This window comes from Saccharopolyspora sp. NPDC003752, assembly GCF_053605825.1.
On the sequence record NZ_JBSGJZ010000042.1, the window covers coordinates 43258 to 68815 of the forward strand.

At 70.3% G+C, this 25558-nt stretch carries 25 protein-coding genes and 1 pseudogene; 9 read left to right on the top strand and 17 right to left on the bottom strand.

Translation table 11 applies throughout. The features are described 5' to 3' along the window. Positions 1 to 56: 56 nt before the first annotated feature. The 9 genes from ACWEV3_RS35865 to ACWEV3_RS35905 form a co-directional block, all read right to left on the bottom strand. Positions 57 to 509 (bottom strand): MaoC family dehydratase, encoded by a 453-nt coding sequence (locus tag ACWEV3_RS35865; protein WP_452618160.1) that lies wholly within the window; start codon positions 507 to 509, stop codon positions 57 to 59. Between the two features lie 234 nt (positions 510 to 743). Continuing rightward, the gene (locus ACWEV3_RS35870; RefSeq protein WP_452618161.1) at positions 744 to 1862 is read right to left on the bottom strand and encodes an acyl-CoA dehydrogenase family protein; all 1119 of its coding nucleotides are present in this window, start codon (positions 1860 to 1862) and stop codon (positions 744 to 746) included. Next, positions 1859 to 3043: an acyl-CoA dehydrogenase family protein gene (locus ACWEV3_RS35875; protein WP_452618162.1), complete on the bottom strand. Its 1185-nt coding sequence runs from the start codon at positions 3041 to 3043 to the stop codon at positions 1859 to 1861. The genes ACWEV3_RS35870 and ACWEV3_RS35875 overlap by 4 nt, the downstream gene beginning before the upstream one ends. Then, positions 3043 to 3798 carry a 3-oxoacyl-ACP reductase FabG gene (fabG, locus tag ACWEV3_RS35880; RefSeq protein WP_452618163.1) on the bottom strand — a complete coding sequence of 252 codons (756 nt, stop codon included), beginning with the start codon at positions 3796 to 3798 and terminating at the stop codon, positions 3043 to 3045. Before fabG ends, ACWEV3_RS35875 begins: the two co-directional genes overlap by 1 nt. A gap of 81 nt (positions 3799 to 3879) precedes the next feature. After that, positions 3880 to 5091, bottom strand: a complete 1212-nt coding sequence (locus ACWEV3_RS35885; RefSeq protein ID WP_452618164.1) for an acyl-CoA dehydrogenase family protein — start codon at positions 5089 to 5091, stop codon at positions 3880 to 3882. A 1-nt stretch (position 5092) separates the two neighbouring features. Further along, on the bottom strand, positions 5093 to 6133 hold the full coding sequence (locus ACWEV3_RS35890; protein WP_452618165.1) for a phosphotransferase family protein: 1041 nt from the start codon (positions 6131 to 6133) through the stop codon (positions 5093 to 5095). After that, complete coding sequence (locus ACWEV3_RS35895) at positions 6130 to 6813, bottom strand: HAD family hydrolase (RefSeq protein WP_452618166.1); 684 nt, start codon at positions 6811 to 6813, stop codon at positions 6130 to 6132. Before ACWEV3_RS35895 ends, ACWEV3_RS35890 begins: the two co-directional genes overlap by 4 nt. Before the next feature lie 178 nt (positions 6814 to 6991). Continuing rightward, entirely contained in the window at positions 6992 to 7747 is a 756-nt protein-coding gene (locus ACWEV3_RS35900; RefSeq protein ID WP_452618167.1) for a glucose 1-dehydrogenase, read from the bottom strand. A 6-nt stretch (positions 7748 to 7753) separates the two neighbouring features. Continuing rightward, positions 7754 to 8365 (bottom strand): TetR/AcrR family transcriptional regulator, encoded by a 612-nt coding sequence (locus ACWEV3_RS35905; RefSeq protein ID WP_452618168.1) that lies wholly within the window; start codon positions 8363 to 8365, stop codon positions 7754 to 7756. A 104-nt stretch (positions 8366 to 8469) separates the two neighbouring features. Here ACWEV3_RS35905 and ACWEV3_RS35910 point away from each other — a divergent pair, with 104 nt between their 5' ends. Continuing rightward, entirely contained in the window at positions 8470 to 9003 is a 534-nt protein-coding gene (locus tag ACWEV3_RS35910; protein WP_452618169.1) for a DinB family protein, read from the top strand. 36 nt (positions 9004 to 9039) lie between these two features. Here ACWEV3_RS35910 and ACWEV3_RS35915 read toward each other — a convergent pair whose 3' ends face one another. Beyond that, positions 9040 to 9924 (bottom strand): TIGR03619 family F420-dependent LLM class oxidoreductase, encoded by an 885-nt coding sequence (locus ACWEV3_RS35915; protein WP_452618170.1) that lies wholly within the window; start codon positions 9922 to 9924, stop codon positions 9040 to 9042. 368 nt (positions 9925 to 10292) lie between these two features. Between ACWEV3_RS35915 and ACWEV3_RS35920 the strand changes: the two genes are divergently transcribed. Then, positions 10293 to 10928 (top strand): cyclase, encoded by a 636-nt coding sequence (locus tag ACWEV3_RS35920; RefSeq protein WP_452618171.1) that lies wholly within the window; start codon positions 10293 to 10295, stop codon positions 10926 to 10928. A gap of 57 nt (positions 10929 to 10985) precedes the next feature. Here ACWEV3_RS35920 and ACWEV3_RS35925 read toward each other — a convergent pair whose 3' ends face one another. Continuing rightward, positions 10986 to 12158 (bottom strand): benzoate/H(+) symporter BenE family transporter, encoded by a 1173-nt coding sequence (locus tag ACWEV3_RS35925; protein ID WP_452618172.1) that lies wholly within the window; start codon positions 12156 to 12158, stop codon positions 10986 to 10988. A 49-nt stretch (positions 12159 to 12207) separates the two neighbouring features. Here ACWEV3_RS35925 and ACWEV3_RS35930 point away from each other — a divergent pair, with 49 nt between their 5' ends. The 3 genes from ACWEV3_RS35930 to ACWEV3_RS35940 all read left to right on the top strand — a co-directional run bounded on the left by ACWEV3_RS35930 (position 12208) and on the right by ACWEV3_RS35940 (position 13926). After that, entirely contained in the window at positions 12208 to 12771 is a 564-nt protein-coding gene (locus tag ACWEV3_RS35930; protein ID WP_452618173.1) for a helix-turn-helix domain-containing protein, read from the top strand. A 217-nt stretch (positions 12772 to 12988) separates the two neighbouring features. Beyond that, positions 12989 to 13555, top strand: coding sequence for a TetR/AcrR family transcriptional regulator (locus tag ACWEV3_RS35935; protein WP_452618187.1), 567 nt, complete (start codon positions 12989 to 12991; stop codon positions 13553 to 13555). Beyond that, a complete protein-coding gene (locus tag ACWEV3_RS35940; RefSeq protein WP_452618174.1) occupies positions 13552 to 13926 on the top strand; it encodes a VOC family protein in 375 nt (124 codons plus the stop codon). Before ACWEV3_RS35935 ends, ACWEV3_RS35940 begins: the two co-directional genes overlap by 4 nt. A 195-nt stretch (positions 13927 to 14121) precedes the next feature. On the opposite strand, the gene ACWEV3_RS35945 is transcribed toward ACWEV3_RS35940, so the two are convergent. The 3 genes from ACWEV3_RS35945 to ACWEV3_RS35955 all read right to left on the bottom strand — a co-directional run bounded on the left by ACWEV3_RS35945 (position 14122) and on the right by ACWEV3_RS35955 (position 18923). Next, on the bottom strand, positions 14122 to 15669 hold the full coding sequence (locus ACWEV3_RS35945) for a GMC family oxidoreductase (RefSeq protein WP_452618175.1): 1548 nt from the start codon (positions 15667 to 15669) through the stop codon (positions 14122 to 14124). Between the two features lie 21 nt (positions 15670 to 15690). Beyond that, positions 15691 to 17241 carry an APC family permease gene (locus tag ACWEV3_RS35950; protein ID WP_452618176.1) on the bottom strand — a complete coding sequence of 517 codons (1551 nt, stop codon included), beginning with the start codon at positions 17239 to 17241 and terminating at the stop codon, positions 15691 to 15693. A 188-nt stretch (positions 17242 to 17429) separates the two neighbouring features. Then, a complete protein-coding gene (locus ACWEV3_RS35955) occupies positions 17430 to 18923 on the bottom strand; it encodes an aldehyde dehydrogenase family protein (protein ID WP_452618177.1) in 1494 nt (497 codons plus the stop codon). A 442-nt stretch (positions 18924 to 19365) separates the two neighbouring features. Here ACWEV3_RS35955 and ACWEV3_RS35960 point away from each other — a divergent pair, with 442 nt between their 5' ends. Continuing rightward, positions 19366 to 19941 carry a TetR/AcrR family transcriptional regulator gene (locus ACWEV3_RS35960; RefSeq protein ID WP_452618178.1) on the top strand — a complete coding sequence of 192 codons (576 nt, stop codon included), beginning with the start codon at positions 19366 to 19368 and terminating at the stop codon, positions 19939 to 19941. Between the two features lie 267 nt (positions 19942 to 20208). Further along, positions 20209 to 21159 (top strand): cellulose-binding protein, encoded by a 951-nt coding sequence (locus tag ACWEV3_RS35965; protein ID WP_452618179.1) that lies wholly within the window; start codon positions 20209 to 20211, stop codon positions 21157 to 21159. Positions 21160 to 21330: 171 nt separating this feature from the next. On the opposite strand, the gene ACWEV3_RS35970 is transcribed toward ACWEV3_RS35965, so the two are convergent. Further along, positions 21331 to 21726 carry a PPOX class F420-dependent oxidoreductase gene (locus tag ACWEV3_RS35970; protein ID WP_452618180.1) on the bottom strand — a complete coding sequence of 132 codons (396 nt, stop codon included), beginning with the start codon at positions 21724 to 21726 and terminating at the stop codon, positions 21331 to 21333. A 149-nt stretch (positions 21727 to 21875) separates the two neighbouring features. Here ACWEV3_RS35970 and ACWEV3_RS35975 point away from each other — a divergent pair, with 149 nt between their 5' ends. After that, positions 21876 to 23243: a S28 family serine protease gene (locus ACWEV3_RS35975; RefSeq protein ID WP_452618181.1), complete on the top strand. Its 1368-nt coding sequence runs from the start codon at positions 21876 to 21878 to the stop codon at positions 23241 to 23243. Between the two features lie 44 nt (positions 23244 to 23287). Here ACWEV3_RS35975 and ACWEV3_RS35980 read toward each other — a convergent pair whose 3' ends face one another. Both ACWEV3_RS35980 and ACWEV3_RS35985 read right to left on the bottom strand, forming a co-directional pair. Beyond that, on the bottom strand, positions 23288 to 24400 hold the full coding sequence (locus ACWEV3_RS35980; RefSeq protein ID WP_452618182.1) for an acyltransferase family protein: 1113 nt from the start codon (positions 24398 to 24400) through the stop codon (positions 23288 to 23290). Between the two features lie 95 nt (positions 24401 to 24495). Further along, positions 24496 to 25299: an SAM-dependent methyltransferase gene (locus tag ACWEV3_RS35985; protein WP_452618183.1), complete on the bottom strand. Its 804-nt coding sequence runs from the start codon at positions 25297 to 25299 to the stop codon at positions 24496 to 24498. Between the two features lie 164 nt (positions 25300 to 25463). On the opposite strand from ACWEV3_RS35985, the pseudogene ACWEV3_RS35990 reads away from it, so the two are divergent. Continuing rightward, positions 25464 to 25558: pseudogene (locus tag ACWEV3_RS35990) on the top strand (superoxide dismutase); the annotation flags it as partial.

The window sequence follows — 25558 nt, forward strand, 5'->3', positions numbered from 1 at the left end:
AGCCCGAAGGGGTGGCACCGGCTGGCCGGCGACACCCCTTCGGGCCGGAGGATCGGTCAGAAGATCACCCGGGTGAGGCCCTCCGCCACGCAGGCCGGTTTCGCGCCGCCCTCGATCTCGATGGTGGACTTGACCGTCAGCTGGAGGCCGCCGGCCACCTCGGTCACGTCCGCGAGCTCCGTGGTGGAGCGGACCCGCGAGCCGACCAGGACCGGGCTGGGGAAGCGGACCTTGTTCAGGCCGTAGTTGATCCCCATCTTGGCGCCCTCGAACTTGTAGGTCTCGGAGTTCAGCTTCGGCAGCAGGCTCAGGGTGAGGAACCCGTGCGCGATCGGGCCGCCGAACGGACCCTGCTCGGCGCGCTCGACGTCGATGTGGATCCACTGGTGGTCCAGGGTGGCGTCGGCGAACAAGTTCACCTGCTCCTGGGTGACGGTGAGCCATTCGCTGGTGCCGAGCTTCTCGCCCTTGGCCGCGACGATCTCTTCCTTGCTGCTGAATACCCGCAACGCAAACCTCCTTGAGCGACAACGAAAAGCTGTGCGCCAGACCGTTGATCCCGGTTGTCTGTCTGTTGTTGTGAAGCGCCGCAGGCGCTTAGCCCGCCCTCGCAACTCGCACCGCTGCGGGTCCTCAGAGGTCGCCTAGCGCGGACAGCCCCGATGCTGGTCATACACGAGTCGAGGCGGCCTCCGAGGTTCCGCTACCGGCACCGCCATGCAAGACGAGTCCGGAGACGGTCCCTACGGCGTGGGCAGGTCGGCGAGTTCGCCGATGCGCTGCCGGTGCGCCTCGGCGATGCCGAAGGTGAGCTGGGAGCTCTTGGCCCGGCCCAGGTAGAGGTGCGCCGAGTGCTCCCAGGTCATCCCGATGCCGCCGTGCAGCTGCAGGTGCTCCTCCGCGGCCTGCACGACCAGTTCGGAGCAGTAGGCCTGGGCGATGGCGACCTCGAGTTCCGCCGACTCGTCGCCGCGCGCCAGGGCGTCGGCGGCGTTGCGGGCCACGGCCCGCCCCGAGCTCACCGCCGCCCACAGGTCGGCCAGCCGGTGCTTGACCGCCTGGAACGAGCCGATCTGGCGGCCGAACTGGTAGCGGGTCTTGGCGTACTCCAGGGTGGCGTCCAGGCATTGCTGGGCCAGCCCGACCTGCTCGGCGCCCAGCAGCCCGGCCGCGGTCACCAGCGCTTGCCGGAGGATCCGCTCGGCGTCGGCGCCGGCCGCGATCCGCTCGCCGACCGCCCCGTCCAGGGCGAGCGTGCCGATCCGCCTGGTGAGGTCCAGCGACGTCGTGGGCGTCCGCGACACCCCGGACACCGAGGTGTCCACCAGGTACAGCGCCGCGCCGTCCGCGTCGGCGGCGGGCACGACCACGTAGTCGGCGACCTCCAGGTCCACCACCGCCGACACCGAGCCGGTCAGCGCGGCGCCGTCGGCCTTCACCGACTGCGGGAACGCGCCGTAGGGCACGGTGGTCAGCCCGACGGCGACGGTGCCGAGCTGCGAGCCGTCGATGAACTGCGGCAGGATCTCCCGCACCCGCGGCTCGTCCGCGCAGGCCACCAGGGTGGCGGTGGTCAGCAGGTTGCTCAGGAACGGCACCGGCGCGACGGACCGGCCGATCTCCTCGGCCACCACCGACAGCTCCCGGGCACTGGCCCCGGCGCCGCCGAGGTCCTCGGGCACCAGCAGCGCGGCGAGCCCGAGCTCGCCGGCGAGGGTCCGCCACAGCGCGAGGTCGTAGGGCTCGTCGGTCTCGCAGCGGGCCAGCACCGCGGTCCAGTCGCACCGGTCCCGCAGCAGCCGGCGGACGTTCGAGCGCAGGTCCTCTTCGACTTCGCTGTAGAGCAGGTCCGGGGCGCTCATCGCGGCAGCTCCTTCCACGGCCGGTCCTTGTCGGTGCGGATCTCCGGCGGCAGGCCCAGCACCCGTTCGGCGATGATGTTGCGCAGGATCTCGGTGGTGCCGCCCTCGATCGAGTTGCCCTTCGCCCGCAGGTACCGGAAACCGGGGCCGCGCTTGACGAAGTCGGTGTACTCGGGCTGGCGGAACGTCCAGTCGTCGTAGGCCAGGCCCGGTTCGCCGAGGAACTCCAGCTCGAACCCGGTGATCGCCTGGTTCTGCTCGGAGTAGGCGACCTTGACCGCGGAGCCCTCGGGGCCGGGTTCGCCGATGGCGAGCTGCTGGCGCAGCCGGATGCTGGTCAGCCGGGTCGCCTCGGCCTCGACCCACAGCCGCAGCAGCCGGTCGTGCAGGCCGTGCGTCCGCTTCTCGGGGTGCTCGCGCCAGGCCTGCGCGGCGAGGCCGATCATGCCGCCTTCCCGCGCGGGCGCGCGCCCGCCGATGGCGACCCGCTCGTTCATCAGGGTGCCCAGCGCGACCTGCCAGCCCTGGCCGACCTCGCCGAGGCGCTGGGAGTCCGGGATCCGCACCCCGGTCAGGAACACCTCGTTGAACTCGGCTTCGCCGGTGATCTGCCGCAGCGGGCGGACTTCCACGCCCGGCGCGGTCATGTCGCAGATGAAGTAGCTCAGGCCCTTGTGCTTGGGCTGGTCCGGGTCGGAGCGGGCGACCAGGATCGCCCAGCGGGCCTGGTGCGCCAGCGACGTCCAGACCTTCTGCCCGTCCACCACCCAACCGTCACCATCGCGCACCGCCCGGGTGGACAGCGCGGCGAGGTCCGAGCCGGCGCCCGGCTCGCTGAACAGCTGGCACCAGATCTCCTCCCCGGTCCACAGGGGACGGAGGTAGCGGCGGCGCTGCTCGTCGTTGCCGAAGCGCAGGATCGTCGGGGCGGCCATGCCCAGCCCGATGACGTTCAGCTGCGGCTTGTTGTCCGGGGCGCCGGCCTCGGCGAAGGCGGCGTCCACCACCGGCTGCAGCTCCCGTGCGGCACCCAGGCCGCCGAGGCCGGCGGGGAAGTGCACCCACGCCAGCCCGGCGTCGAAGCGGGCCCGCAGGAACTCCAGCCGGTCCATCTGCGCTGGATCGTTCGCGGCGAGGAATTCCCCTACCTTGCCGCGGAGTTCGTCGGCGTCCACGGTCATCACGCCTTCGGTCCGCCGGCCACGTAGATCACCTGGCCGGAGACGAACCCGGAGCGCTCGTCGGCGAAGAACGACACCGTGTTGGCGATGTCCTCCGGCTGGCCGACGCGGGCCACCGGGATCTGGCTCGCCGCGGCCTTGGTGAAGTCCTCGAAGTCCATCCCGACCCGCTCGGCGGTCGCCTTGGTCATGTCGGTGGCGATGAAGCCGGGCGCGATGGCGTTGGCGGTGACGCCGAACTTGCCGAGCTCGATGGCCAGCGTCTTGGTCAGGCCTTGCAGCCCGGCCTTGGCGGTGGAGTAGTTGGCCTGGCCGCGGTTGCCCAGCGCGGAGGTGCTGGAGAGGTTCACGATCCGGCCCCACTTGGCCTCGACCATGTGCTTCTGCACGGCGCGGCTCATCAGGAACGCGCCGCGCAGGTGCACGTTCATCACCGTGTCCCAGTCGTCCTCGGACATCTTGAACAGCATGTTGTCCCGGATGACGCCGGCGTTGTTGACCAGCACCGTCGGCCCGCCGAGCTCGGCGGCGATGCGGTCGACCGCGGCCTGCACCTGCCCGGCGTCGCTGACGTCGCAGCCGACCGCCAGCGCGTTGCCGCCGCTGGATTCGATGGCCGACACCGTGTCGGCGCACTGCTTCTCGTCGAGGTCGATGACCGCCACGGCGAAGCCGTCCTCGGCCAGGCGCTTCGCAGTGGCCGCCCCGATTCCGCGCGCGGCACCGGTGACGATCGCGACACGATTGTCTGCCATTTGATCTCCTCGCAGGTTTGGTTGTGGTTGGGGTCGTGAGTGGTAGTGGCCGTTCCAACGACCACTACCACTCACGAGCGATCAGCGGTACTTCTTCAGCTCCCGGCGGGCCAGCGAGCGGCGGTGCACCTCGTCGGGACCGTCGACGATGTGCAGGGTGCGGGCGTGCGCGTACAGGTTGGCCAGCGGGAACTCCTGGCTGACGCCACCGCCGCCGTGCGCCTGGATGGCGCGGTCGATCACCCAGGTGACCATCGCCGGCACCCCGACCTTGATCGCCTGGATCTCGGTGTGCGCGCCCTGGTTGCCGACGGTGTCCATCAGCCACGCGGTCTTGAGCACCAGCAGCCGCGCCTGCTCGATCTTCACCCGCGACTCGGCGATCCAGTGCTGCACCACGCCCTGCTCGGCCAGCGGCTTGCCGAAGGCGACGCGCTCGTTGGCGCGGCGGCACATCAGCTCCAGCGCCCGCTCGGCCATCCCGATGGCGCGCATGCAGTGGTGGATGCGGCCCGGCCCGAGCCGGGCCTGGGCGATCGCGAAGCCCTCGCCCTCGCCGGAGATGATGTTCTCCGCCGGCACCCGGACGTTGTCGAACACGATCTCGGCGTGCCCGCCGTGGTCGGCGTCGTCGTAGCCGAACACGTTCATGCTGCGGATGACCTGCACGCCGGGCGTGTCCTTGGGCACCAGGATCTGGCTCTGCTGGCGGTGCCGCTCGGCGTCCGGGTCGGTCTTGCCCATCACGATCAGGATCTTGCAGCGCGGGCTCATCGCGCCGGAGGAGAACCACTTGCGGCCGTTGATCACGTAGTGGTCGCCGTCGCGCTCGATGCGGGTGCCGATGTTGGTGGCGTCGGAGGAGGCGACGTCGGGTTCGGTCATGCAGAACGCGGAGCGGATCTCGCCGTCCAGCAGCGGCTGCAGCCACTGCTTCTTCTGCTGCTCGGTGCCGAACAGCGACAGCACCTCCATGTTGCCGGTGTCCGGCGCGGCGCAGTTGGTGGCCTCCGGGGCCAGCCGCCCGGCCCGCCCCATGATCTCGGCCAGCGGCGCGTACTGGAGGTTGGTCAGCCCGGCGCCGTGCTCACCGGGCAGGAACAGGTTCCACAGGCCGCGCTTGCGGGCCTCGGCCTTGAGGTCCTCCATGACCTGCGGGTGCGCCGACCACCGGTCGTCGGCCGCGGCCAGCTGTTCGAGGAACACCGGTTCGGCGGGGTAGACGTGGGAGTCCATGAAGTCCAGCAGCTGCTTGCGCAGCTCCTCGGTGCGTTCGTCGTAGCCGAAATCCATCTCATTCCTCCTTGAGGGTGGCGAGACCCTGGGCGACCAGTGGGGCCACCAGAGCGCCGACGTGCTGGAAGCCCTCGCCGACGGTCTGGTTGTGGATGAAGCGGTAGTGGATCCCTTCCAGGATCACGGCGATCTTGAAGAACCCGAACGCCAGGTACCAGTCCATTTCGGACAGATCGGTGCCGCTGCGTTCGGCGTAGCGGTCCAGCAGCTGCCGGGCGGTGGGGAAGCCGTACTCGGGGCCGACGCCCTTCGCGATGGGGTTGTGCTCAACGCCGTTGAAGCCCTCCCAGTACACGGCGAGCAGCCCGAGGTCGGTGAGCGGATCGCCGAGGGTGGCCATCTCCCAGTCCAGCACGGCCCGGATGCGCTGGTCGTCGCCGACGATCACGTTGTCCAGCCGGTAGTCGCCGTGCACGATGCCGGCGCGCGGCGTGCCGGGGACAGACCGGGCCAGCCGGGCGGAGAGCTCGTCGATGCCGTCGATGTCGCGGCTGTGCGAGGCGGCCAGCTGCTTGCTCCAGCGGCGCACCTGCCGTTCCAGGAATCCCTCGGGCCGGCCGAATTCGCCCAGCCCGACGGCCCCCGGGTCGATCGAGTGCAGGTCGGCGAGCACGTCCATCAGCTGCCAGGCCAGGTCGACGCGCTGCTGCGGGGCGAGCTGATCGGTCAGCTTCGGCGTGCGGTAGACGGTGCCCGGCACGTACTCCATCACGTAGAACGGGGCCCCGATGACGTCCTCGTCCTGGCACAGCAGGTGGGTCCCGGGCACCGGCACGGGCGTGCCCGCCAGCGCGGACATCACCCGGAACTCGCGGCTCATGTCGTGCGCGGTGGCCAGCACGTGGCCCAGCGGCGGGCGGCGCACCACCCAGCGGTTCGCGCCGTCACCGACGAGGTAGGTCAGGTTCGACCGGCCGCCTTGGACGAGTTCGCCGGTCAGCGGGCCGCCGACCAGGCCGGGCAGCTCGGCGTCGAGGTGCGCGCGCAGCCGGTCCAGGTCGAGGCCGGGCAGCTCGCCGGGCGACGGTTGGGCGTTCATGAACTCTCCTTGCCTTGCGGGACGCTCCGGCGCAGGGCCGGGACGAGCTCGGTGAGCCGGGTGAGGGTCGCGGCGACGTCGGTGTGCAGCACCGCGTGCAGGCCGAGGTGCTCGGCGGCTTCGATGTTCGGGGCGCCGTCGTCGACGAACACCGCTTCGCCCGCGGTGAGGCCGAGCCGGTCCAGGGTCAGTTCGTAGATGCGGGGATCGGGCTTGCGGAGTCCTACCTCGCCGGAGATCACCGTGCACTCGAAGAGCCCGTCGAGCAATTCCCAGGGGTAGTTGTTGCCCCAGCTGTTGGACAGCAGCGCGGTCCGCACGCCGCAGTCGCGCAGCCGGCGCACCAGGTCGAGCATGGCGGGCTCGCTGCGCATCCGCGCGAACATCCGGCCCATCAGCCCGTCGGGCGCGACCGGTCCGCCGTCGACGGTGCGCAGCCGCTCCGCCAGGGTGCGGTCGAACTCGTCGGCGGTGATCTCGCCGGTCTCCAGCTTGTGGATCGGGGTGCCCGCGGGGGCGTTGCGGGACAGCCAGTCCTTGATCGCGGCGGAGAAGGTCTCCGGGCGGATCCGCTCGTGCTCGGTCCAGGCCCGGATGGCGGTGCGGCCGGGAGTGGTCAGCACGCCGCCGTAGTCGAAGATCGCCGCCCGGATCTCCGGGGTCGCGCCACTGGAACCCATGCCCAGGACCGTACCGACTAGACGGTATGTGCGCTAGACCCCGCTGCCCACCTCGGGTGGTGTTCCGCGAAATCCGGGCGGTCGCCGCAGGTCGGACCTGGACGACGCCGAGGGGCTGGGCGCTCGTACGGGCGGTGACCACCGGGCGCGGTCCCCGCACCCGGTGGTCCCGGCATTCCTAGTGGCCGGGCATCGGCGGGCCGGCCGTCCAGCCGCCGTCGACGGCGAGCTCCGCGCCCGTCGTGTAGCTCGCGCTGTCGCTGAGCAGGTAGGTGATCGCTCCGACGAGTTCGTCCGGACGGCCGACCCGTCCGGCCGGAGCGCTGGGGAATCCGCCTTCGTCGATGCTGATCCCGGTCGGGGCGGTCATGGGGGTGAGCACCATGCCCGGGTGCACCGAGTTCACCCGGATGCGTTCCGGTGCGAGTTCGACGGCGCTGAGCTTCGTCATGCCGCGCACCCCCCACTTGGCCGCGCCGTACGCGCCGGTCAGCTCCATGCCCACCAGGCCGGCGGCCGACGAGATGTTGACGATCGACCCGCCGCCGGCCCGCCGCATCGCCGGAACCACGGCCTGGATTCCGATGTGGACACCGACGAGATTCGTCTGGATGATGCGCTGGAAGGTGTCGAGCGGCTCGTCGACGAGCCGGACCCCGGATGCGACCGCCCCGGCGTTGTTCACCAGCCCGGTCGCCGGGCCGAATGCTTCCTCGGTCGCCGCGACGATCGCCTGCCAGGACTCGGGATCGGTGACGTCGAGGTGCATCGACCGGGCGGCATCGCCCAGATCGGCGGCCACGGCCGCAGCCTCGGCTTCGAGGATGTCGCCGATCATCACCTCGCCGCCCGCCGCCACGATCCCGCGCGCGAAGGCTTCACCGAGCCCGCGGGCACCACCGGTGACGATGACGACCTTGTCCGACAAATCCATGATTTCCTACTTCGTTGCAATCCGTGCGGCGCCGGGTGGCGTCGCGGTCTGGGGTTCGGCGAGCGGGCCGAACATCACGGCGGCTGCGGCGCGGGCCGCGACCGCCAGCGGGGTTCCGTCCCGGATCGAGTGCTCAAGGGCCACGATGGTCAGCAGTGCCGCCTGCCCGCACACCACGGTGGTGCGCAAGTCGCCCTCCGGCGTGCCGAGCAATGCGGCCACGCTCGGCCTGAGCAGTTCGGTGATCTCGTAGGTGGCCTGCAGCCAAACCCTTCGCAGGACGTCATCGGTGAAGACCACCGCCATGAGCGCGCGTGCCTCTTCATCGGTGCTGGTCGAGAAGGCCAGGTCGAAGGCATGGAGGATCGCATCGGCCAGGCCGGTGCCCGGCGGTTGCGCGGCGAGCGCGTCGGCGAACGCCCGGCTGCCCTCGTCGAAGACCGGCCGCAGGCAGTCCTCCTTGGTGGGGAAGTACCGGTAGAAGCTCCGCTGGGACATCCCGGCCGTCTCCGCGAGCCGCGCCACGGTGGGCGACGAATCGCCGGCCTCGGCGAAGACCGCCGCGCAGCGACGAGAGATCGCTAGCAGTTCGTCCCGATCAAGAGCCTGCCTGGCCATGCGCCCATCGTAGCCCTTAGTGGCAGAAACTGCCATTAAGGCGACCGCCGTCACGTGGCTTTCGGCCACCGGGCACATCGGTACTGCTCGTCTAGGCTCGCGGCATGGACTGGCGGGCGGAAGTGCTGGATCAGCTCGACTTCTACTGGATGATGTGGCGCCCCGGCCTCGACGGCCTGACCGACGAGGAGTACTTCTGGGAGCCGGTCGCCGGGTGCTGGTCGCTGCGGCAGGTGGACGACGGCTGGGCGATGGACTTCAGCTACCCGGAGCCGGTGCCGCCGCCGTTCACCACGATCGCCTGGCGGCTCAGCCACATCTCCGGGCACGTCTTCGCGATGCGCGCCGACAACCACTTCGGCGACGCGTCGTACCGGATGGACAACCACGACTACCCGGGCACCGCCGCAGCCGCGCTGGCCTACTTGGACGAGCAGAAGGCGTTGTGGCGCAACGGGATCGGCGCACTCGACGTCGAGGGCTGGGAGAAGCCGGTCGGTCCGGCGGAGGGGCCGTTCGCCGACCGCAGCTACGTGGCGCTGGCGCTGCACCTCAACCGCGAGCTGTTCCACCACGGCGCCGAGGTGAGCCTGCTGCGCGACCTCTACCGCGCCTCGGCCGGCCGGAGCTTCGCCTGAACCCGGCCGACTCCAGGCAAGATCCGGTCCGGTTCGTCAGGTGGTGGTTTCGAAGGCGTTGCGGATCCTGGCCGCGAGGTCCAGGAGTTCGGCCGGGGTCGAGGTGGTGAACTGCAGGTCCACGAACGCGTCGTCGATACCAAGCTCCGCCACCTCGTGCAGGTAGTCGACGAGCCGCTCGACCGGGTCGGCCCCCGGCCTCTCCGCCGCCGCGGCGTTGATGCGCAGGGCGGTGGCGATCGGTCCGCGCCCGGCGTCCCGCGCCTGGTCGCCGATGCTCGCGAGCGCGCCCCGCAGCGCCTCCGCCGGCAGCGCCACGCCGAGCCAGCCGTCCGCGCGGCGACCGACGCGCCGGAACGCGGCGGGGGAGAGCCCGCCCAGGTAGATCGGCAGGTGCTGCTGCACCGGCTTGGGCCGGAAGTCGCCGGGGCTGATGGTCCAGAACCTGCCGTCGTGCCGCACGGGGTCGGCCGCCCAGAGGCTTTCCAGCACGTCCAGCGTTTCGTCCAGCCGGGCGCCGCGCTCCCGCCACGGCACCGCGACGGCGTCGTACTCGTCGCGCGACCAGCCGAGCCCGAGCCCGGCGATGACCCGGCCGCCGCTGAGCCGGTCGAGCCCGGCGAGGCTGCGAGCCAGGTGGATCGGCGGGTGCAGCGGGGCGTTGAGCGTGCTGGTGCCCAGCCGCGGGCGCGTGGTGGCGTTCGCCGCCAGGGTCAGCACGAGCATCGGGTCGAGGCCGCTGCGGAACTGCTCGGGCATGGTGCCGCCCGGGTACGGCGTGCTCGGGGTGGTGGCGGCGTGCACGCGTTCGCCGGTCCAGAGGCTTTCGAAGCCGAGCGCTTCGGCCTCGGCCGCGATCGCCGGCACCAGGGTCGGGTCGGCGAAGGGGCCGAACTGGGGGAGGGCGAGTCCGAGACGCATGGGAAATCCTCCTGTCGATCCGGGATGGCGCTGGTCGGAACGGGTGCACCTGGTCGGCGTTCGGGCGAGCGCGCGCCGCGGGCCGCGGCCTTGCCCCGGGTGAGCGTGTAACTACCACCAATGGAGCTCCGCGATCACACCAGGTCGCGAATCGAGCCGATCGAGCTTCGCCGGAACACGGATGTCGCAACGCGATCCAGCCCATCGGCGGTTGCGCGCGGAGCCGGGGACAGCGGGCCGTGGTGCTCGGTGCGGGCTGTGAATTCTGTGAAAAGCCTTCGCGTTGACGCCGAGTTTACTCGTCAGTAAGTATTTCGGTCGCCGCGCGGCTCGCCCCTTTCGTTCACCGATTCTGCGAGGTGAGGCCAATGAAGTCCCTTCTTCGTGGTAGACGTGCTGCCATCACCGCGGCGGTCGCCGCGGCCACGGCGCTCGCGTTGACCCCCCAAGCCATGGCCGCCGCATTCGACATCAACTTCGACTGCGCCGGTGACTCCCCGGTGGGGGAGCAGAAGTTCGCCCTGCAGCAGGCCGCCGACGTCACCGCGCCGGCCTCGGTCGCTCCCGGCGGGGCGCTCGACATCGTGATCGACCCGGGTCCGAACACCGTGCCCGCCGAGGTCAACGGGTACACCGTGAAGCGGATCGAGGGCATGGACCTGAAGATCCCGATCCCGGCGAACACCACGTTCGTCTCCGCGGATCTGACGGGCGGCTCCGGTCTTGGGCCGAACCCGCCGACGTTCACGGTGGACGGCAACGTCGCCACGATCCACCTGGACGGTCCGATCGCCGGCGGCTCGGAGTTCGAGCTGCCCACCGTGACCGCGCACCTCACGGCCGGTGATTCCGGCACGATCGAGACCAAGCTGTACGGCACCAGCCACGACGACCCGGGCCTGACCTTCACGGCCGTGGTCGGGTCGATCATCGGCGACCAGAACGTGCCGTCGCGGTGCTTCCCGAACCCCAACCCGGTCCTGACCACCACGACGATCGGCTGATCCTGCGATGAGACGGCCTGCCCGCCTCGGCGACGGAGGCGGGCAGGCCGTTCCGCATCATCCTCTCCTGGTGATCAGGTGGGTGGCGAGGCCGGCGAGCAGGCCCCAGAACACCGAGGCGATGCCGAAGGCGGTCACGCCCGAGGCCGTCACCAGGAACGCGATCAGCGCGGCGGTGCGGCTGCCCGGGTCCTCGGTGGCCTTGGCCAGCGAGCCGCCGATGGTGTCCAGCAGGCCGATCCCGGCGAGCGCGGTGACCAGCGCGATCGGGAAGGCGGCGATGAGGCTGCCGAGCATCGCCCCGAAGACCCCCAAGAGCAGGTAGCAGACGCCCGAGGCGATGCTGGCCTTGTAGCGCTGCGCCGGGTCCTCGTGCGCGTCGCGGCCCATGCACAGCGCGGCGGTGATCGCCGCGAGGTTGATGCCGAAGCAGCCCAGCGGCGCCAGCACCACGTTCACCGCCCCGGTCCAGGACAGGATCGGCGAGACCGGCGTCGAGTAGCCGTGGGCGCGCAGCGTCACCATGCCCGGCAGGTTCTGCGAGGTCATTGTGATGACGAACAGCGGCACGGCCAGGCTGATCGTCGCGTGCAGCGACCAGCTCGGCCAGGTCCACACCGGCGTGGCGAGCGCGAAGCCGACGCCATCGAAGTGCAACGAGCCCTGGAAGGCGGCGAACACCACGCCGATCACGAGCGCGATGAGCACCGCGTACCGGGGCAGCAGCCGCTTGCCGAGCAGGTAGCCCACCAGCATCGCCAGGACCAGCCAGAACTGGGTCTGCATGGTGGTGAACAGGCCGAGCCCGAACTGCAGCAGCACGCCGCCGAGCAGCGCGGACGCGATCGACGACGGGATCAGGTTGACCGCCCGCTCGAACCAGCCGGTGAGCCCGACCAGCACCGTCAGCGCCGCGGCGATCAGGAACGCGCCGACGGCCTCCGTCATCGAGGTCCCTTGACCGCTCGTGGCCAGCAGCGCGGCGCCGGGCGTGGACCAGGCCAGCACGACCGGCGCGCGGTAGCGGAGGGACAACGCGATCGAGGTGGCGCCGATGCCCGCGCCGAGCGCGAGGATCCACGAGCCGATTTCCGCGGGGCCCGCGCCGAGTGTCTGCGCGGCCTGGAAGACGATGGCAGCGGAGCTCACCACGCCGACCAGCGTGGTGATGGCGCCGGAGACCAATGTGGACATCGGCGGGGCGGTCGGGAGCTGTTGCCGCAACTGCACTTTGAGCTTCCGTTCTGTTTATGGAACGATGCGATGCTAGGAGGAAGTGGTGGAGCTGGTCAAGGTGGTCGGCGCGAACCTGCGCGCCGCCCGGGCCCTGCGCGGCCTGTCGCTGTCCGAGACCGCCCGCCGGGCCGACATCGGCAAGGGCACGCTCTCCGAGCTGGAGGCGGGCCGGCGCAACCCGACGCTGGAGACGCTGTACGCGCTCGCGACGGTGCTCGACGTGCCGCTGGGATGGCTGCTCGTCGCCGAGCCCGAAGCCGCCGCGGAGCCGGCGGTGGTGGTCAGCCGGGCCAGCGGCTCGGACCTCTCCGGGCGGACGGTGGACGTGCAGCTGATGGACCGGGTGTTCGGCGGTGGCCAGCAGCTGGAGGTGTACCGGCTGCACGTGCGCGCCGGAAGCCGGTACGTCTCGGCCGCGCACCGGCCGCGCGTGATCGAGCAGCTGCTGGTGCACTCCGGAACCCTGGTCGCCGGCCCGGAACCCGCGCCGGAAACGCTCGGCCCGGGCGACTACATCCGCTTCGACGGCGGCGTCGACCACGTCTATCAAGCGCTGGAAGTCGATGCCACCGCGACGCTCGTCATGCGCTATGTCGAGTCGACCTGAAGCATCCGGTTTCGCGGGCGTCTTGGACCGCGCCGGCGTTGTGTGGATGAAGTGAACGGACTGTTCGCCTCGCTTGGCGAGGCGAACAGTCCGTTCACTCTGCATCGAGCGGCGAAACAGATCGGAGTGAGCACTCACTTCACCCTTGACGGAGTGAGTGTTCACTCCGTACTTTGGGGGCATGGCGGAAACGAAGACGCGGCGCAGGGCGCCGGGGATGAGTCCGGAAGAGCGGCGGGCGATGATCATCGCGGCGGCCGTGCCGCTCGTCGCGGAGTACGGGGCGGCCGTGACGACGAGCCGCATCGCGCGGGCAGCGGGGATCGGTGAGGCGACGATCTTCCGGGTCTTCGCGGACAAGGACGAACTGCTGGGGGCGTGCGTGGCGGAAGCCGTCCGGCCGGACCACGTGGTGCGGGAGATCGGCTCGATTTCGATCGACGAGCCGTTGGCGCAGCGGCTCGTCGACGCGGCCGACGCGCTGGCCGCGCACCTGGAGCGGATGGGCGCGGTGGTCGGATCCCTGCACGCCTCCGGGCAGCTGCGCGGGCGCGGAGAGCCGCCGAAGCCCGACGACCGGGCGGAATCCATGCGGCAGATCCGCGAGGCGATAGCAGAGCTGTTCGAGCCGGAGCGGGAATCCTTGCGGTTGCCGCCGGAGAAGCTGGCGGCGATGTTCCTCGGGCTGCTGTTCGTGCGGCCGCGGATGGCGGAGCCCGCGCCCGTCGAAACCGCCGAGATCGTCGAGGTCTTCCTGCACGGCGCGATCGAGGAGGCGAAATGACGGTCACCCTGAACCACACGATCGTCCCGGCCAGGGACAACGACGCGGAGGCGGACTTCTTCGCCGGGATCATGGGCCTGCGGCGCCTGCCACCGGACGGCGTCGACGGGAAGTTCGCGCCGGTCGCGGTCAACGACTCGCTGACCCTGCAGTTCATGACCCTGCCGGGGGCCGAACCGCACCACCTCGCGTTCGACGTGGAACCGCCGGAGTTCGACCAGATCCTCGCGCGGCTGCAGGCGCGGGGTGTGCCCTACGGCAACAGCCCGCGCGATCCCGCCAACGGCCGCACCGACCACCCGCTGTGCCCGCGCGGCCTGTTCTTCACCGACGAAACCGGGAACCTCTACGAGGTCATGACCACGGCGTGAAAGCCGAAGGCCCCTCCGGGACGGGGGACCGGAGGGACCTTCGGCACGGCCGGGCACGAAGTCGGGATTCGGGGAACGACCTGGACGTCCGGTACCGGGGTCTCCGCAGTTTCAATTGAAACCGTGGTTCCGGTGCCGGCACCCGGGGGGATCACAGTTTCAATTGAAACTGTGATCCGCCGGATGCCGGGAACCTCAGCGGTTGTCCTCCTTGAGCATGTCGGAGCACTTCTCGCCGATCGCCATCGTCGTGATGTTCGGGTTCACCGCCACCAGGAACGGCATCGCCGAGGCGTCCGCCACGCGCAGGCCCTGCACGCCCTTCACCCGCAGGCGCGGGTCCAGCGGCTTCGTCGGGTCGCCCTCGGCGCCCATCGGCACCGACGCCGACGGGTGGTAGACGGTGTTGTGGGTGCGCTTGAGGTAGTCGGCGATCTCGTCATCGGTGCGCACGTCCGGGCCGGGGAACAGCTCGGCGCCCGCCCAGTCCCGCATCGCCGGCTGCGCCACGATCTTGCGGGCCAGCTTGATGCCCTCGGTCATCACCCGCATGTCGTGCGGGTCGGTGAAGTACCGCGGGTCCACCTTCGGCTTGTCCCGGAAGTCCCGGCTGCGCAACCGGACCGTGCCCGTGGACCGGGCGCGGGTGACGTTCGGGGTCAGGCAGAAGCTGTTCTCCGAGGTCGGGTAGCCCTGGCGCACGGTGTGCATGTCGAAGGGCACCGAACCGTAGTGGAACATCAGGTCCGGGCGGTCAAGGCCCGGCTCGGTGGTGGTGAAGATGCCGATCTCCCACCACTGCGTGGAATCGGTGACCATCGGCTGCTTGGCTTCCCAGCTGATCACGCCCTCCGGGTGGTCCTGCAGGCTGGACCCGACGCCGGGGGAGTCGACCAGCACGTCGATGCCGAACTCCCGCAGGTGCTCGGACGGCCCGATGCCGGAGAGCATCAGCAGCTTCGGGGTGTCGATGGCGCCGGCGGACAGCACCACCTCGCGGCGCGCGGTCACCGTGCGGGTGTGGATCAGGTCCGCGTCCAGGTACTGCACGCCGGTGGCCCGGGTGCCGTCGAAGGTGACCTTCTTGGCCCACGCCTGGGTGCGGATCTCCAGGTTCGGCCGGTCCAGGTTCGGGTGCAGGTAGGACACCGACGACGAGGACCGGGTGCCGTCCTCCCGCGCGTTGATCTGGAACCAGTTGGCGCCGTGCAGCACGGTCTTGCCGGAGTTGAACTCCGTGGTCGGGATGCCCTCCTGAGCACAGGCCTCCAGCAGCGCGACGCCGCACGGGTCCTCCGGCGGGACGCTGCGGATGGTCACCGGACCGCTGCGGCCGTGGTGCTCGCCCGGCCCGTCGTTGGTCTCCAGCCGCTTGTACAGCGGGAAGATGTCCTTGGCGCCCCAGCCGGTGGCGCCCATCGACTCCCACTCGTCGAGGTCCTCGGCCGGGGCCCAGAACGCGATGCAGGAGTTGTGCGAGGAGCAGCCGCCGAGCACCCGGGCCCGCGCGTGCCGCATGAACGAGTTGCCGTTCTCCTGCGGCTCGATCAGGTAGTCCCAGTCGTAACCGGACTCCAGCAGCGCCATCCAGCGCTTGAGCTCCAGGATCGCCTTGTCGCCGACGTCGGACGGCCCGGCCTCCAGCAGGCACACGGTGACGTCCGGGTCCTCGGACAACCGCGCGGCGACCGCTGCGCCGGCGCTGCCGCCGCCCACCACGACGTAGTCGAACTGGTCAGTCATGGATCGAAACTCCGTTTCCGCTCAGGCGACCGGGCTGGTCGTGTCGTCGTTCGAGGTGGACCGGGCGGCGTGGTCTGCGAGCACGCCGACCTTGTGGCGCTGGACGAACCAGTAGTACGCGAACCCGCCGACCGCCGCGACTCCGACGAACAGCACCGAGCTGTACTGCAGGTACCAGTGGTAGGGCGGCTCGGCGTTGTAGACCTCGCGGCGCGGCCAGGCCAGGTTGACCGTCATGCCCACGCCCCAGAGCACGGCCAGGACGTTGATCGGCAGGCCGAGCTTGCCCAGGCTGAACCGGCCCTGCCGCTTGGCCTCGTCCCGCGGCACCGACCACTTGCCGCGCAGCCGCGCGACCAGCATCGGCACGGTGACCAGCAGGTACGAGATGTAGATCAGGATGATCGCCAGGCTGGTGACCGCGGTGAAGATCTGCGGCTGCCCGATGTTGACCACCAGCAGCGCCACCGCGAGCACGCCGATGACCACGGCCGGCACGATCGGCGTCTGGAAGCGCGGGCTCACCCGCGCCAGCAGCGAACCGGCGGGCAGCGCGTTGTCGCGGGCCATCGCGAAGGCGATCCGGATCGCCGCGGTGTGCACCGCCAGCACGCAGACCGTGATCGCCACGAAGATCGACAGCAGGAACAGCCGGCCCACCAGCGGGCCCAGCGCGTCGTTGAGCACGAACTGCAGGCCGCTCTCGGCCAGCTGCGGCGCCGAGAAGTCCTTGGTGGCCATCAGGCCGAGCAGGATGATCAGGCCGCCGAGGATGAACGAGGCGATCAGCGCCCGCAGGATCGCCTTCGGCGCGTTGCGCTGCGGGTCGATGGACTCCTCGCCCAGCGAGGCGGCGGTGTCGAAGCCGTACATCACGTACGACGAGGCGATCCCGGCGACGAGGAACGCGCTCAGGTAGTTGCCGCCGAAGGCGGACTCGGTGCCGCCTGTGTCGAACACGATCGTCGGCGGGTTCACCACGACCAGCGCCAGCGCGACGATCAGCAGCACCGCGGCGACCAGCTCGATGAACACCCCGGCGCTGTTGATCCGGGCCATCAGCTTCACGCCGAAGGCGTTGACCAGCGTGGTGAACAGGATCAGCACCAAGGCCAGCAAGATGCCGTTGACGGCCTGCTCGGTGCCGGTGCTGCCGTCGCCGACGAGCTGGAAGCCGGACCAGATCTGCGGCAGCGTGTTCTGGTAGGCCAGCGCGGTGGCCGAGATCGACACGATGGAGGCCAGCAGCATCATCCAGCCGGCCAGCCAGCCGACGTGCTGACCGCCGAGCTTCTTCGCCCAGTTGTAGATGGAACCCGCGATCGGGTACCGGGATGCCAGCTCGGCGAAACTCAACGCCACGAGCAACTGCCCGACGAACACGATCGGCCAGGACCACCAGTAGGCGGGGCCACCAAAGGACAGGCCGAAGTAGGACAGTTGGAAGGTGCCGGTGAGCACCGAGATGTAGCTGATCCCGGCGGCGAAGGTGGAGAATCCGCCCAGGCTTCTCTTCAGTTTGTTGGTGTAGCCGAACTCGTTGAGCTCGGCGTCGTAATTGGGCGCGCTCATGCCCCGACTCCTTTCCCGATCCTCCCCGCCCGCCGGATGCGGGGAGGGGAACGAATCGGGTGGTTGTTTTGCGTCGCGCGAAGAACACCGCCTACGGCGGCGGTTTCGAGCTAAAGCGCGGCCCGATCGGCCGCGCGGTTCCCGCGGCGGTGGCTCGGTCACCGCCGCGGGGCGAGGGGAATTCCTCCTTATTCTCCGGAGAACCAGTTCTGGGGTCCGGGCCGCAGATTCTGGTAGACGTGCTTTGCTTCCTGGTACTCGCCGAGGCCGGCGCGGCCGAGTTCGCGGCCGATGCCGGACTGCTTGAAGCCGCCCCATTCCGCCTGCGGCAGGTAGGGGTGGAAGTCGTTGATCCAGACGGTGCCGTGCCGCAGCCGGTTGGCCACCCGCTGGGCCTTGCCCGGATCGCCGCTGAACACCGCGCCGGCCAGGCCGTAGTAGGTGTCGTTGGCGATGCGCACCGCGTCGTCCTCGTCGGTGAAGCGCTCGACGGTCAGCACCGGTCCGAAGGACTCCTCGTTGACCGCGTAGCTGCCCTGCTTGACCTCGTCGAGCACGGTCGGCAGGTAGTAGTGACCGTTCGCGTAGCGCTCGCCCTCGGGACGGCGGCCGCCGGTGCGCAGCACGGCGCCTTCGGAGACCGACTTGGCCACGTAGTCGTCCACCTTCTTCAGGTGCGCGGCGGAGATCAGCGGCCCGGTCTCGGCGTCGGAGTCGAACGGTCCGCCGATGCGGATCCGCTCGGCGCGGCGGACGATCTCGTCCACCAGCGCGTCGTGCAGCTCGTCCTGCACGATCAGCCGCGCCCCGGCGGAGCAGACCTGCCCGGAGTGCAGGAAGATCGCGGTCAGCGCGTAGTCCACCGCGGTCTCGAAGTCGGCGTCGGCGAACACGACGTTCGGGTTCTTGCCGCCGAGCTCCAGCGCCACCTTCTTCACCGTCGCGGACGCGGCTGCCGAGATCTTGCGGCCGGTGTGCAGGCCGCCGGTGAACGACACCAGGTCGACGTCCGGGTGCTCGGCCAGCACCGAGCCGGCCTCGGCGCCGGTGCCCAGCACGAGGTTGCCGACCCCGGCGGGCAGCCCGGCCTCGGTCAGCGCCCGCATCAGCAGGATCGAGGTGCTGGGGGTGAGCTCGCTGGGCTTGAGCACGAAGGTGTTGCCCGCCGCGATCGCCGGGGCGACCTTCCAGGCCACCTGCAGCAGCGGGTAGTTCCAGGGCGTGATCATGCCGCACACGCCGACCGGCTCGTACTGCACGCGGCTGATCGCGTCCGGCGATCCGGTGTCGACGAGGCGGCCCGCGTCGGTGCCGGCGATCTTGCCGAAGTACCGGAAGCACGCGGTGATGTCGTCCATGTCGAATTCGCTCTCGACCAGCCGCTTGCCGGTGTCCAGCGATTCGGCGCGGGCGAATTCCGCCTTGTCCCGCTGCAGGATGTCGCTGACCCGCAGCAGCAGGTCGCCGCGCTCCCACGGTGAGGTGTTCGCCCATGCGCCGTCGTCGAAGGCGCGGCGCGCGGCGGCGATGGCCCGCTCGGCGTCGGCCGGCCCGGCCTCGGCGACCGTGGCCACCAGCGAGCCGTCGGCGGGGCAGCGGATCTCGCGGGTGCGGCCGTCGGCGGCCGACGTCCACTCGCCATCGATGAACAGCGAGGCTGTCGAATTCTCTGCTTGCGACATGGCTCGTTTCCCCGTGATGTCGATTGTGCTTTTCGCGCCGGAACCGCACCGCTGCGCACTTCTGGTACCGGTGTGCACATGGCCGCGATCCGTTTCGCTCCGCCACACTAAAGCGCGTTCGTCGATTGCGCCGCCGGTAAGCGCGGGCGGCGCGCTATTCGCCGAATGGGGACCGATCGACCCGCGAGTTGCGGAATTCACCTCCTGGCGGTCCATTCGGTGGCGGGTTAACGCTTGTGTCCCGGCGCAGTGCCGCGGAAGACCCTAACACCGGTCCTGTACATCTGTACATCATCGGGGTTGCGGCCCCGGGATGAATCGCCGAAAAAGGCGTGATGAACAGGCGGAACGCCGTTCCGGTGACCTGGACCGCATCGCGCTGGGTGGTCAACATGGCACGCTGGACACCGTTGTGGAGTTCACGGGAGGAACGCCGAAGCGAATGTCGACCACCCAGCCCGCGCCCGCCGCCCGCCGCAAGGACCCGGCCCGCCGTGAGCGCATCGCCCGCGCCGCGATCACGGTCGTCGCCGAGCGCGGGGTCGAGAAGCTCACGCACCGTGCCGTCGCGGCCGCGGCCGGTGTTCCGCTGGGGTCGACCACCTACTACTTCGCGACGCTCGACGACCTGCTGGCCAGCGCGTTGCGGCAGGCCGCCGAGGACGACGTCGAGCACCTGCGGCGGTGGGCCGAGCGGCTGGAGCGCGGCGGTGATCTCGCCGTCGCGCTGACCGACCTGGTGCTGCACTACCTCGGCCCGGCCCGCTCGCAGACCGCCGTCGAGCACGAGCTCTACATCGCCTCGCTGCACAAGCCGGCGCTGCGCGGCGTCAGCCAGGAATGGGACACCGCGCTGGCCGAGCTGTTCGCCTCCTACACCGATCCGGCCACCGGGCGTGCATTGTCCGTTCTGTTCTGCGGTTTGCTGCTGCAAGGCATCGTCCGGGAATCGGTGCCGAGCCGAGATGAAATCGAGACGATATTCCGCCGGGTGCTCGGCCCGGGCGCGAAAACCTGATTCCAGCAGGCAATTCCGCCCTGGTGACCGGATGGTCAACATCCGATGACCGTTGCATTGCACCGGATTCCGGGCAGTTGATCTCGATCGCCGCTGGGGGCGACAATGGGCGCAGCGATCCGTGGCACCTCGCGTCCGCGCGTGCACTCCGGCGGATTCAGTCCGGCGGAGCACATCGCGGGGACGTTCTCCAGGTGTACAACGGACTTGCCGCGTCGGGGCGTGGCTCGCTCCCAGCAAAGTTGATCAATCGAGCGGGGTGAGACCGTGGGGCACATCGAAGACCGCGAACTGGTGCCGCTGAAGTCGGATTTCGACACAGTGTGGTACGGGTTCCGCCGATCGCAGGTGAAGTTCTACATCCAGCAGACCGAGAACGAGATCAGGCTCATCACGGAGGACCGGGATTCGGCGCTCAGCCAGGTCGGCGACCTGTCGGCGCAGCTGGACCAGGCCCGAGCCGAGATCGAGTCGCTCAAGGAGCAGCTTGACGAGCAGGCGCGCACGCCGATCGACGCCGCCGCGCTGACCGACCGGTTACGCCGGATGGTCCGGCTCGCGCAGGACGAGGCGAACGATGTGGTCGCCGCCGCGCAGGCCGCGTCCGAGCACGAGTGGGCGCGCTCCGAGCAGGCCGCCGCCGAGCTCCGGGAACGCTACGAGAAGCTGGTCGCCGAGGCCGACGAGTGGCGCCGCCAGTCCGAGCAGCAGCGCGGCGAGATGCTGACCCGCACCCGCGAAGAGGTCCAGGCGATGGCGCGCGAGGCGGAGCAGTGCCGCCGCCGGCTGGACACCGAGGCCGAGGAGCGGCGCACCCAGGTCGAGCACGACTTCGAGGTGTCGATGGCGGCGCGCCGCGAAGAGGCGATGCGCATCCAGGCCGAACGCGAGCAGAAGAGCCGCGATGAAGCGCAGCGGCGGGTCCGCGAAGCGACCGCCGAGGCCGAGCGGCGGATGCGCGAGGCGGACGAGTACGCCGAGTCGTTGCTGCGGATGCGGCAGGACGTCGCGGAGCGGGTCCGGGCTGCGCAGCAGGTGCTGGCGACGGCGGAGCCGCTGTTGGCGGCGACGGAGGCCGGCGCGGGGAGCGAGGAGGCGGACGGTTACGTCGCCGAGGTGGTCCACAGTGGACAGGTGCCGTCCGACGACGTGAACGTGCCCAAGCAGCGCGACGAGGAGCCGGTGCCCCAGGAGGCGGACGCCGCCGCCACGGCCTGACCGGGTGGTGGAGTGAACGGCCCGTTCGCGCCGTCTAGCGGGGTGAACGGCCCGTTTGCGCCGGTTTGTGTCGGGTGCAGGTGCTGTCGGGTGGTGGAGCGAACGGCCCGTTCGCGCCGTCTAGCGGGGTGAACAGGCCGTTCGCTGCTGCCTGCTCGCGCCGGGCCGCCGTCAGCCGCCCCAGCTGTGCCAGGAGGTCACCTCGATCCAGCCGCTGATCCGCGGCCGGTCGCGGACCGGGTACGGCTCGCCGGTGTAGTGCCGGGCCAGCCGGTCGATGTCGGTCAGGTCCGGGTCGTCCTCCAGGGCGATCACCCGGCCGCGCAAGCTGACGTGCCGGTACCAGCTGTTGCCGTCCAGCACCGTCAGCGACACCCGCGGATCGGCCCGGAGGTGCTTCAGGCGCGCCCGGCCCGCGTCCATGTTGACCAGCACCTTTCCGCCGTCCCAGAGGTACCAGGTGGCCACCGAGACCGGCGCGCCCGCGGTGTTGACGGTGGCGATCACCGCCGGGTTCGGGCGCGACAGCAGCTCCTGCACGTCCGCAGGCAGGTCTTCCTTCGGCATCGATTCAACCTTTCCGGGAGGCGGTTCTCGTTACCTGCCGCGAGGATTCCAGCTGGCGCAGCGGGAATCGGCGAGAACACGCCGCGGCCTTCCCGCTGCCGCCCGGTGGAACTAGGTTCGGCCCGATCTCGGGCCCAGCAGGAGGCGGAATGAACTGGCGCGGTCTGGTCACCTTCGCGGTGGTGTGCGGGATGTTGCTCGTCGGGGCGCCGGTGGGCGCGGCTCCGCCGGACGACATCGGGGAGCGGCTGGCGGCGGTGCCCGGGCTGACCGTCGTCGGCGAGCGGCCGACCGAGCCGGGATTCCGGCTGTTCGACCTGACCTTCACGCAGCCCGACGACCACCGGCACCCGGAAGCCGGGCAGTTCCAGCAGCGCCTGACCCTGCTGCACCGCGACCTCGACCGGCCCACGGTGCTCTACACGAGCGGGTACGAGCTGCCGGGCCGGACCGCCCGCACCGAGCCGACGCGGCTGGTCGACGGCAACCAGGTCGACCTGGAGCACCGGTTCTTCACCCCGTCCCGGCCCGACCCCGCCGACTGGAACGACCTGGACATCTGGCAGGCGGCCACCGATCAGCACCGGGTGATCGCCGCGCTGAAGTCCGTCTACCAGCGCGAATGGCTCACCACCGGCGCCAGCAAGGGCGGCATGACGGCCGTCTACCACCGCCGGTTCTACCCCGACGACGTGGCAGGCACGGTGGCCTACGTGGCGCCCAACGACGTCGACAACGACCGGGACGTCTACGACGAGTTCCTGGCCTCGGTCGGCACCGACCCGGCCTGCCGCGGCGCGCTGCTCGCGGTGCAGCGCGAGGCGCTGGTCCGGCGCGACGAGATGCTCGCGAAGTTCCGCGCCTACGCCGACGCCGAGGGGCTGACCTTCGACCGCATCATCGGCGACATCGACCGGGGCCTGGAGATGGTCGTGCTCGACGCGCCGTTCACGTTCTGGCAGTACCGAGGCCAGCAGGACTGCGGCAAGGTCCCGGCGACCACCGCGAGCACCGACGAGATCTACGCGTTCTTCGACGAGACCGTGCAGTTCTCCTTCTACACCGACCAGGGCATCGAGCCGTACGCGCCGTACTACTACCAGGCCGGAACCCAGCTCGGCTGGCCTGGCGTCTCCGACGAGCCGCTGGCCGACCTGCTGCACCACCGCGAGCTCAGCCAGCCCCGCAACCTGGTGTCGCGCGACATCCCGATGAGCTTCGAGCCGGGCGTCATGCGGCAGGTCGACGCGTGGGTGCGCAGCAGGGGAGCGGAGCTGATGTTCGTCAACGGCGAGCGCGACCCGTGGAGCGCGGAACCCTTCGAGCTCGGCCAGGGCACCGCCGACTCCTACAGCTACCTGGTGCCGGGCGGCAACCACGGGGCCAAGATCGAGGGCCTGCCCGATCAGCAGCGAGCCGAGGCGGAAGCGGCGGTCCGCCGCTGGGCCGGCGTCCAGGCGCCCGCCCGCGTTCTCACCCCGCTCGACGCGGAGCCCACGACGCAGCGCCCGGTCTGACGCGCGAGGGGCGTCTCACCGGCTCGGCCGGTGGCCGGCGCCCCTCACGCTTCGCTCGACCGCGTGCGGCGGCCGGCCAGGGAGTCGTAGGCGCGCATCAGGAACTTGTGCGTCGGGCGCTCGACGACGCGGGTGAGCGCCCAGCCCAGCGCCGTGCCGACGACCAGCATCGCGGCGGTCTGCAGCAGCGGGTCGACGCCGACCTCGTCGAGCTTCTTCATGACGATGTAGCCGATGGTCTGGTGCACCAGGAAAACGCCGTAGGAGATCCCGGCGAACCACGTGATCCGGCCGGCCAGCCACGCCGGGACGAACCGGTTCCAGTCCGGCCCGAAGGCCGTCAGCGCCACCACGACCATGCCGACGCACACCGCGACCGTCGAGCCCCAGTCGGCGATCAGGCCCTCCGGCGTCTCGCTGTAGTTGTGCAGCGCCTGGCCGAGCATGCAGGCCGCCAGCATCGCCGCGAAGTGCAGCAGGTGGATGCGCCGCGTCGACCACAGCCAGATCGCCACCCCGGCGACGAACAGGTGCCAGCGGTGCACGCCGATGCCGTCGACGATCGTGCGGTACGCCTCGGACTTGTCGGCCACCCGGATCGGCCACTGCGCGATCGGCACCAGCACTGCGGCCCACAGCACCGCGATGATCCGCCGCCCGTGCCCCCACCTGGTGCGGAACAGCAGCGCGGCCGCCGTGAAGCCCATCAGCTGCAGCGGGACCGTCCAGTGCGATCCGTCGATGAACCAGTAGTCCGCCGGCTTCCAGTTCCACAGCATCAGCAGGTTCCACCAGAGGTCGTTGAAGCTCGGGTAGAACCAGCCCTCGATCGCCGCCCACCGCATCACCGCGAAGATCACCACCACCGCGCCGAGGAATGGCGGCAGCAGCCGCGCGATGCGGCCCCACCAGTAGCGCAGCACGGTGCCGCGGCCGATGGTCACGCAGGCGAAGTACGCCGAGATCACCAGCAGCAGGCTCGCGCCGACCTGGTAGGGGAAGACGATGTAGCGCGGCGTCATCTCGGGGTGCAGGAAGGTGCCGAGGAACGTCGAGTGGTAGCACATGACGAGCACCACGCAGGCGGTGCGCACCACGTCCCAGCTGATCTTGCGAGTGCTCCGGCCCGAGGTTTGACGGGTTCTGGCAGTGGTCATCTCGGGCACGCCCGCCACCGTACCAGGGAGTTTTGTCTGATTATTACCGGATTCCGATCGGTTTGATCACGACGAGAACCGGTCCGCCGGATCGCTCACGGCTTCCGCGCCACGGCGGCGTAGCCGAGCGGCGCGGCTGGCTGCAGGTCCAGATCGCCCCGCTCCGGCCGCCACTGCGCGATCGGCACCACGCCCGGATCGACCAGGTCGAGTCCGGCCAGCAGTGCCTCCAGCTCGGCCCGGCTGCGCGACGTCCCGGGATCGGGGTCGGTCGGCAGCAGGTCGAACACGGCTCGCATGATCTCCGGCGCGTGGTCGGCAGTCAGGTGGGTCAGCGCGAGGAACGAGCCGGGCGCGAAGGATTCCAGGTAGGCGCGGACCAGGGCGGACGGGTCGTCGCGGTCGGGGACGTGGTGCAGCACCGCGAACATCAGCACCGCCGTGGGCTGCTCGCGGTCGAGCAGCCGCCGGACGTCGGCGGCGGCCAGCACCTCGTCGATGTCGCGCAGGTCGGCCTGCACGATGGCGGTGTTCGGGTTGCCTTCGAGGACGAGTTCGCCGTGCGTCACGGCGACCGGTTCGTTGTCGACGTAGACCACGCGCGCGGTCGGGTCGAGCCGCTGGACGAGCTCGTGCGGGGCGCCGATCGACGGGATGCCGCAGCCGACGTCGAGGAACTGCCGCACGCCCTGGGCCAGGCACATCCGGATCACCCGGTGCAGGCAGGCGCGGTTGGCCAGCGCGCTCAGCCGCATGTCCGGGGCCACCGACAGCACGCGCCGGCCCAGCTCGCGATCGACCGCGAAGTTGCTGCCGCCACCCAGGAAGAAGTCGTACACGCGGGCGCCGCTGGGGCGGTCCGGGTCGAGGTCCTGCGGGAGCTGGCCGTGTGCCGACATGATGCCTCCGGGTAACCGTGCAGGAAGCGGAGCGTAGTCGGCCGGACATCGGTCGAACAGGGTGAAACGTGATCGAGAACACCACCATCGTGTCATTGACCTGCAGCGCGCTTGAAGTTTGAGACTTTCGTCGATCGCAGATGATCGGCGAAAGGACGAGGACCATGGCGCAGCAGTACGTGTTGCCGGAGTTGGATTACGACTACGCGGCGTTGGAGCCGGCGATCGCCGGTGAGATCAACGAGTTGCACCACAGCAA

What these genes read in the sequence shown, in the direction of transcription:
- ACWEV3_RS35870 (WP_452618161.1), bottom strand. Translation starts at nt 1,862, where the DNA reads ATGAGCGCCCCGGACCTGCTCTACAGCGAAGTCGAAGAGGACCTGCGC.
- ACWEV3_RS35875 (WP_452618162.1), bottom strand. Translation starts at nt 3,043, where the DNA reads ATGACCGTGGACGCCGACGAACTCCGCGGCAAGGTAGGGGAATTCCTC.
- fabG (WP_452618163.1), bottom strand. Translation starts at nt 3,798, where the DNA reads ATGGCAGACAATCGTGTCGCGATCGTCACCGGTGCCGCGCGCGGAATC.
- ACWEV3_RS35885 (WP_452618164.1), bottom strand. Translation starts at nt 5,091, where the DNA reads ATGGATTTCGGCTACGACGAACGCACCGAGGAGCTGCGCAAGCAGCTG.
- ACWEV3_RS35890 (WP_452618165.1), bottom strand. Translation starts at nt 6,133, where the DNA reads ATGAACGCCCAACCGTCGCCCGGCGAGCTGCCCGGCCTCGACCTGGAC.
- ACWEV3_RS35895 (WP_452618166.1), bottom strand. Translation starts at nt 6,813, where the DNA reads ATGGGTTCCAGTGGCGCGACCCCGGAGATCCGGGCGGCGATCTTCGAC.
- ACWEV3_RS35900 (WP_452618167.1), bottom strand. Translation starts at nt 7,747, where the DNA reads ATGGATTTGTCGGACAAGGTCGTCATCGTCACCGGTGGTGCCCGCGGG.
- ACWEV3_RS35905 (WP_452618168.1), bottom strand. Translation starts at nt 8,365, where the DNA reads ATGGCCAGGCAGGCTCTTGATCGGGACGAACTGCTAGCGATCTCTCGT.
- ACWEV3_RS35910 (WP_452618169.1), top strand. Translation starts at nt 8,470, where the DNA reads ATGGACTGGCGGGCGGAAGTGCTGGATCAGCTCGACTTCTACTGGATG.
- ACWEV3_RS35915 (WP_452618170.1), bottom strand. Translation starts at nt 9,924, where the DNA reads ATGCGTCTCGGACTCGCCCTCCCCCAGTTCGGCCCCTTCGCCGACCCG.
- ACWEV3_RS35920 (WP_452618171.1), top strand. Translation starts at nt 10,293, where the DNA reads ATGAAGTCCCTTCTTCGTGGTAGACGTGCTGCCATCACCGCGGCGGTC.
- ACWEV3_RS35935 (WP_452618187.1), top strand. Translation starts at nt 12,989, where the DNA reads ATGAGTCCGGAAGAGCGGCGGGCGATGATCATCGCGGCGGCCGTGCCG.
- ACWEV3_RS35940 (WP_452618174.1), top strand. Translation starts at nt 13,552, where the DNA reads ATGACGGTCACCCTGAACCACACGATCGTCCCGGCCAGGGACAACGAC.
- ACWEV3_RS35945 (WP_452618175.1), bottom strand. Translation starts at nt 15,669, where the DNA reads ATGACTGACCAGTTCGACTACGTCGTGGTGGGCGGCGGCAGCGCCGGC.
- ACWEV3_RS35950 (WP_452618176.1), bottom strand. Translation starts at nt 17,241, where the DNA reads ATGAGCGCGCCCAATTACGACGCCGAGCTCAACGAGTTCGGCTACACC.
- ACWEV3_RS35955 (WP_452618177.1), bottom strand. Translation starts at nt 18,923, where the DNA reads ATGTCGCAAGCAGAGAATTCGACAGCCTCGCTGTTCATCGATGGCGAG.
- ACWEV3_RS35960 (WP_452618178.1), top strand. Translation starts at nt 19,366, where the DNA reads ATGTCGACCACCCAGCCCGCGCCCGCCGCCCGCCGCAAGGACCCGGCC.
- ACWEV3_RS35970 (WP_452618180.1), bottom strand. Translation starts at nt 21,726, where the DNA reads ATGCCGAAGGAAGACCTGCCTGCGGACGTGCAGGAGCTGCTGTCGCGC.
- ACWEV3_RS35975 (WP_452618181.1), top strand. Translation starts at nt 21,876, where the DNA reads ATGAACTGGCGCGGTCTGGTCACCTTCGCGGTGGTGTGCGGGATGTTG.
- ACWEV3_RS35980 (WP_452618182.1), bottom strand. Translation starts at nt 24,400, where the DNA reads ATGACCACTGCCAGAACCCGTCAAACCTCGGGCCGGAGCACTCGCAAG.
- ACWEV3_RS35985 (WP_452618183.1), bottom strand. Translation starts at nt 25,299, where the DNA reads ATGTCGGCACACGGCCAGCTCCCGCAGGACCTCGACCCGGACCGCCCC.